At 75.4% G+C, this 6,111-nt stretch carries 4 protein-coding genes; 1 reads left to right on the top strand and 3 read right to left on the bottom strand.

Features of this window, described 5'->3' with window-relative positions; translation table 11 throughout:
* The first annotated feature begins 824 nt into the window (after positions 1-824).
* Entirely contained in the window at positions 825-1,685 is an 861-nt protein-coding gene (locus D459_RS36155; protein ID WP_241485045.1) for a neutral zinc metallopeptidase, read from the top strand.
* Between the two features lie 286 nt (positions 1,686-1,971).
* On the opposite strand, the gene D459_RS0114950 is transcribed toward D459_RS36155, so the two are convergent.
* The 3 genes from D459_RS0114950 to mug all read right to left on the bottom strand — a co-directional run bounded on the left by D459_RS0114950 (position 1,972) and on the right by mug (position 6,079).
* Entirely contained in the window at positions 1,972-3,339 is a 1,368-nt protein-coding gene (locus D459_RS0114950) for an FAD-dependent oxidoreductase (RefSeq protein WP_017593822.1), read from the bottom strand.
* Between the two features lie 69 nt (positions 3,340-3,408).
* A complete protein-coding gene (gene dxs, locus D459_RS0114945; protein ID WP_017593821.1) occupies positions 3,409-5,334 on the bottom strand; it encodes a 1-deoxy-D-xylulose-5-phosphate synthase in 1,926 nt (641 codons plus the stop codon).
* A gap of 142 nt (positions 5,335-5,476) precedes the next feature.
* Positions 5,477-6,079 (bottom strand): G/U mismatch-specific DNA glycosylase, encoded by a 603-nt coding sequence (gene mug, locus D459_RS0114940; RefSeq protein WP_020380188.1) that lies wholly within the window; start codon positions 6,077-6,079, stop codon positions 5,477-5,479.
* Positions 6,080-6,111: the final 32 nt, after the last annotated feature.

Genomic DNA, 6,111 nt, shown 5'->3' with positions numbered 1-6,111 from the left:
ACTCCGTGGGGCGCCGCGCCTAACCGACCGGCCGGCCCCCACCGCCGCCTTCGCCGCCCGCTTGAACCCTCGCCCCGCGAGGCGCCGCACCCGACCGACCACCCGGCCCCCTCCCGCCCTCGCCGCTGCTTGAACCCCCGCCCCGCGAGACGCCGCGCCCGGCTGGGACGCCCGGCCCCGCCCCCCCCCCGCGCCGTCGCCGCCCGTCTTGACCTTCACTCCGCGAGACGCCGCGCCCGGGTGAGACCTGCACCCCGCCCCTCCCCGCCTTTGCCGTCGCCGCCCGTTTGGGCCTTCGCCCTGTGGGGCACCGCACCCGGTCGGGGCACCTTCCGCCCCTCGCTCCTCCCCGAGTTCCTCGTTGTTCCTCGTTGCAACGGCCACTCGACGACGAGGGCGCTGAGACGGCGGCAAAAGCGACACCGGGACCGCGCTCGCCGTCACCGCCCATATCCGAATAAGGTTGATCTTCTCCCCCTCCGCCGCCGAGGGCGGGGGACGACGACCGGGCAAGGACGCGCCACGTGGACAGCTCTTCCAGCGACGACCGGGCACCCGAAGCGCCCCGCGCCGCACCGCGCGGGCCCGTGCCCCCGCACCCGTACCAGGGGCCGCCCGGACCGCCGCCTGGACCGCGACCTGGACCTCCGCCCGGACCTCCGCCCGGGGCGCGGCCGGCGGCACCGCCCCCCGCGCCCCGCTTCCACGGCCCCGCCGGGCCGGTGCCGCCCTACGGGGCCCCCGGGCCCGCGCCGTACCCCGGCGCCGCCGGGCCGGCCGCGCCGTACCCGTACCCCGCGCCCCGCCGGCGGGCGTCCCGGCCGGTGGTGTGGACCGCGGCGATCATGTCCGCCCTGGTCTCGCTCACCGCCGCGGCCGCCGCGGTGGTCCTGGTGGTCGCCCAGGGCGGCCAGGCCCCCGAACCCTCCGACCGGCCCGCGGTGGACCTGTCCTCCCGCTACTCCCCGGAGCTGTCCGAGCCGCCGCGGGAGGTGGAGATCGACGTCTCTGCGCACCCCGTCTACGACCTGCCCATGCCGGAGCCGGTGGACTGCCCGATCCCGGATCTGGACCCCGCCTCCGACGCCTCCTGGGAGGCGTTCAGCGCCGAACTGGGCCCCTGCCTGAACGACCTGTGGCGCCCGCGCCTGAAGGAGCTCGGGCTGCACGTGGCCGACCCGGAGTTCAAGACCACCCGCGAGAACCCGGACGAGGGCTCCCCTGAGGAGGGCATGACCCTCGCCTACTACGACAGCGAGGTCCGCGAGATCACCATCGTGATCCCGAACGTCTCCGCGCTGTCCGAGGAATTCCCCGACCGGGACCAGGAGGGCGTGTGGAGCGCCCTCATCGGGCACGAGTACGGCCACCACGTCCAGGAGGTGACCGGCGTGCTGGAGGAGTCCTACGAGATGGAGTACGCCGCCTCCTCCCAGAGCCAGTCGCTGCAGGCGCTGCGCCGCACCGAGCTGCAGGCCGAGTGCATGGGCGGGATCGCCATGCGCGGCCTGGGCGCCTTCGACGACGGCGCGATCGACCGGGTCAACAGGCTGCTCAACGGCGGCGACGACCTGCCCACCCACGGCACCTCGCAGAACCGCCGCACCTGGTACGACCAGGGCGCCGACGGCGACACCCTGGAGTCCTGCAACACCTACGCGGCCCCGGCCCGCGAGGTCCGCTGAGGCCCCGCCGGGCAGCCTCGACCCCCCTTCGGACCGGCGCCGGCCGCCGCCCCCGGAGAACCGTCGGCACCGCCGAGAGGGGAGGACCGAGGCGGGAGGGCCGCCTGCACCGCACCCCCTGGGGGGCGCTCATGCTCCGGGACGGAGCGCATGCGTGGAGCGCGACGGCGAGTCCCGCCCGGAGCCGGGTCCGGGCGCCCGCGGCGCCCGGGATCCGGCGCCGGACCGGTCTGCGGCCGGGTCGGCTCCGGGGCGCCGGACCGGTCCGCTTCGGCTCCGGGCGGTGTCAGCCCTGGGCGGTGCCGCGGGCGGCGCGGCGGAACTCCTCCCAGCCGAGCAGCTTGACCCGCTCGCCGCGGCCCAGCCGGGCGGCCAGCTCCGCCTCGGCCTCGTCGATGGCCAGCCAGCCCGCGTAGTCGTTGGGTTCGGCGCCGCTCCCCTCCAGCAGCTCCTCCAGGCCGGCCCGCGGGTCCGCGCCGACGCGCAGCACGGCGGCGTCGTCGAGCAGCGCGCGGACCGTCCCGGCGGCGTCGGACTTGTTGGTGCCGATGACGCCGGTGGCGCCGCGCTTGGCCCAGCCCGCGGTGTAGACGCCGGGCAGCGGCGCGCCGTCCGGGCCGACCACCCTGCCGTCCCGGTTCGGCAGCACCGCCGCGTCCTCGTCGAACGGCAGCCCCGGCAGCGGCACCCCCAGGTACCCGATGGAGCGGAGCACCAGGCCCGCGGGGATCTCCTCGGTCTCGCCGGTGCCCTGCAGCCGGCCGTCCGCGTCCAGCCGGGTCCGCTCGGCCAGGACCGACTCCACCCGGCCGGCGCCGCGCAGTTCGAGCGGACGGCGCCAGAAGCGCAGCCGCACCTCCCGGGGGCGCCCGGCCGGGGCCTGCCCGGCCCACTCCTTGAGGTAGCGGAGGTTGGTCCGGGCCGCGCGGGCCGCGGTGAGCATCTCCTCGCCGTTGGGGTCGATGTCCACCTCGGCCGGGTCGACGAACAGGTCGGCGTTGTCCAGGGCGCCCATGTCGCGCAGTTCGGGGGCGGTGAACCGGGCCTGCAGCGGGCCGCGCCGGGCCAGCAGGTGGATCCGGCGCACCTTGCTCGCCGCCAGCACGTCCAGCACCGGCTGCGGGATGTCGGTGCCGCGCAGCTCGTCGGCGCTCTTGGCGAGGATGCGGGCGACGTCCAGCGCGACGTTGCCGGCGCCGACCACCACCGCGTCCTCGGCCTCCAGCAGGAACCGCTCCACCTCGCTGTCGGGATGGCCGCAGTACCAGTCGACGAAGTCGGTGGCGGCGGCGCTGCCGGGGAGGTCCTCCCCGGGGACGCCCATCCTGCGGTCGGTGGCGGCGCCGGTGGCGAAGACCACCGCGTGGTAGGCGCGGCGCAGTCCGCCCAGGCCGACGTGGCGGCCGTACTCCACGCCGCCGACGAAGCGCACGCCGGGGTGCTCCAGTACCCGGCGCAGGGCGCGGGCGACGCCCTTGATCTTGGTGTGGTCCGGAGCGACGCCGTAGCGCACCAGGCCGTAGGGGGTCGGTAGCCGGTCCAGTACGTCCACCCGGACGGGCTCGCGCTCCTGGCGGGTCAGGGCGTCGGCGGTGTAAACGCCGGCCGGCCCCGACCCGATGACCGCGATCCGCAGGGGCTCGGGAGAGCTCATGCCCCTCATTGTCGCCCATGGGGCGCCCGCCCGCCCGGCCGGACGTGGCCGAGGCGGGCGGTGTCGCGGCTACTGCTGCGCGGGCTCCCCGTCGGCGCGGGCGCCGTCGGTGTGCCGGGAGACGGTGCCGATCAGCTTGCGGGCCAGGATCTGCGGGGTCAGGCCGAGCTTCTCCAGCACGGCGTCGCGCGAGGCGTGGTCGAGGAACTCCTGCTCGATGCCGAAGGTGCGGACCGGCAGGTCGAGCTCGGCGTCGCGGAGCGCGCGGGCGACCGCGTCGCCGACCGCGCCGACCCGGCCGTTGTCCTCCACCACGGCGACCACCCGGTACCGGGCGGCCTCGGCGACCAGCGCCGGGTCCAGCGGCTTGACCCAGCGCGGGTCGACCACGGTGACGCCGATGCCCTGGTCGGCCATCCGGTCGGCGACCTCGACGCAGGTCCGCGCCATCGCGCCGACCGCGACCAGCAGCAGGTCCTCGCCGTGGCCGGTGTCGGAGGCGCGGCGCAGCAGGTCCATCGAGCCGAGCTCGCCGACGGCCGGGATGTCGTCCTCCACCACGCCCTTGGGGTAGCGCAGCACGGTGGGGGCGTCGTCCACGGCGACCGCCTCGCGCAGCTCCGCGCGGAGGGTGCGGGCGTCGCGCGGCACCGCCAGCCGCAGCCCGGGGACGACCTGCAGGATGGACAGGTCCCACATGCCGTTGTGGCTGGCGCCGTCGGTGCCGGTGATGCCGGCCCGGTCCAGGCAGAAGGTGACGCCCTGGCGGTGCAGCGCGGCGTCCATCAGCACCTGGTCGAAGCAGCGGTTGAGGAAGGTCGCGTAGACCGCGACGACCGGGTGCAGCCCGCCCATGGCCAGGCCGGTGGCCGAGGTGGCGGCGTGCTGCTCGGCGATGCCGACGTCGTAGGTCCGCTCGGGGTAGGCCTCGGCGAACGGCGCCAGCCCGGTGGGGTGCAGCATGGCCGCGGTGATGGCGACCACGTCGTCCCGCTCGGCGCCGATCTTCACCATCTCGTCGCTGAAGACCTTGGTCCACTTGGTACCGGACGCAGAGGACTTCTTGGCCTCGCCGGTCTCCGGGTCGAACGCGCCGGGGGCGTGGAACTGGTCCTCGTCGTGGTTCTCGGCCGGGGCGTAGCCCTTGCCCTTCTGGGTGATGCAGTGCACGATCACCGGGCCGCCGTAGTCGCGGGCCCGGCGCAGCGCCCGCTCCACCGCGGCGGCATCGTGGCCGTCGATCGGGCCGAGGTACTTCAGGCCGAGGTCCTCGAACATGATCTGCGGCTGGATGGCGTCCTTGATGCCCTTCTTCAGGCCGTGCAGCGCGTCGTAGAGCGGCTGGCCGACCACGGGGGCGCGGTGCAGCGCGGACTTGGCCATGTCCAGGGCCTGCTCGTAGCCCTGGGTCATGCGCAGCGAGGCCAGGTGGTCGGCGAGCCCGCCCATGGTGGGCGAGTAGGAGCGGCCGTTGTCGTTGACGACGATGACCAGCCGGCTGTCCTTGCGCTCGGCGATGTTGTTCAGCGCCTCCCAGGCCATGCCGCCGGTGAGGGCGCCGTCGCCGATGACCGCGGCGACGGTACCGTCCGCGCGGCCCCGGACCAGGTTGGCCTTGGCCAGCCCGTCGGCGTAGGAGAGCACGGTGGAGGCGTGCGAGTTCTCGATGAAGTCGTGCTCGGACTCGGCCCGGGAGGGGTACCCGGACAGCCCGCCCTCACTGCGCAGCCTGGAGAAGTCGCGGCGGCCGGTGAGCATCTTGTGCACGTAGGCCTGGTGCCCGGTGTCGAAGAGGATCGGGTCGCGCGGGGACTCGAACACCCGGTGCAGCGCGATCGTCAGCTCCACCACGCCCAGGTTGGGCCCCAGGTGGCCGCCGGTGCGCGACACCTCTGCGACGAGGAACTCGCGGATCTCGGCGGCGAGCGCCGGAATGTGCTCGGCGCCGAGCCTCTTCAGCTCCTCCGGGTTGCGCACCGTTTCGAGCAGCGTCAACTCTCGTCAGTCCCCTCGTCTGCGTGTCGCCTCGCGAACACCGGCCTGCCTGGCGGGCCCACGCGGTCCACCGAGTCTATGTTCACCGTGAACCTGCCGTTACCTGAAACTACCCTCCCGTAGACCCTCCCTTGCGCGGAAATCAGGAGGACCGCGGGGACTCTTCGGCGGGTCCGCCGCCGAAGCGCTCCCGGACCGCGCGCAGCTCCGCGGCGATCGCCTCGGGCGTCCAGTGCGCGTTCAGCCCGCTGGGGTTGGGCAGCACCCACACCGGCGCCCCGCCCACCTCGGCGCCCTCCTGGAAGCCGATCCGGGCGCGCGGCTCGGCGAAGGCCGCCCGGTAGGCGGTGACGCCGAGCACCGCCAGCACGCCCGGCCGGTACCGGGCCACCCGCTCGGCCAGCGCCCGGCCGCCCTCGCGGAGCTCGTCCGGGGTGAGCTCGTCGGCCCGGGCGGTGACCCGCGCCACCACGTTGGTGATGCCCAGGCCCAGCCCGGGCAGGAGGTGCTGCTCGTCCGGGCGGAGCAGGCGCGGGGTGAAGCCGGACCGGTGCAGCGCCGGCCAGAACCGGTTGCCCGGCCGGGCGAAGTGCAGTCCGGCCCAGCCGGAGTAGAGCCCCGGGTTGATGCCGCAGAACAGCACGGCCGGCCCCGGGCCGGCCACGTCGGGCACGGCCGCGCCGCGCGCCGCCTCCAGCTGCTCGCGGGTGGGGCGCTCCGCGCCGCGCCGCCGTCCACTGCTCATGCCGCTCATACCGGCGGGAGCCTACCGCCCCC

It is taken from the genome of Nocardiopsis potens DSM 45234 (assembly GCF_000341105.1).
GTDB lineage: Bacteria > Actinomycetota > Actinomycetes > Streptosporangiales > Streptosporangiaceae > Nocardiopsis_A > Nocardiopsis_A potens.
The sequence above is the reverse complement of the archived record's forward strand: the minus strand, read 5'-3'. Positions and strand labels throughout refer to the sequence as shown.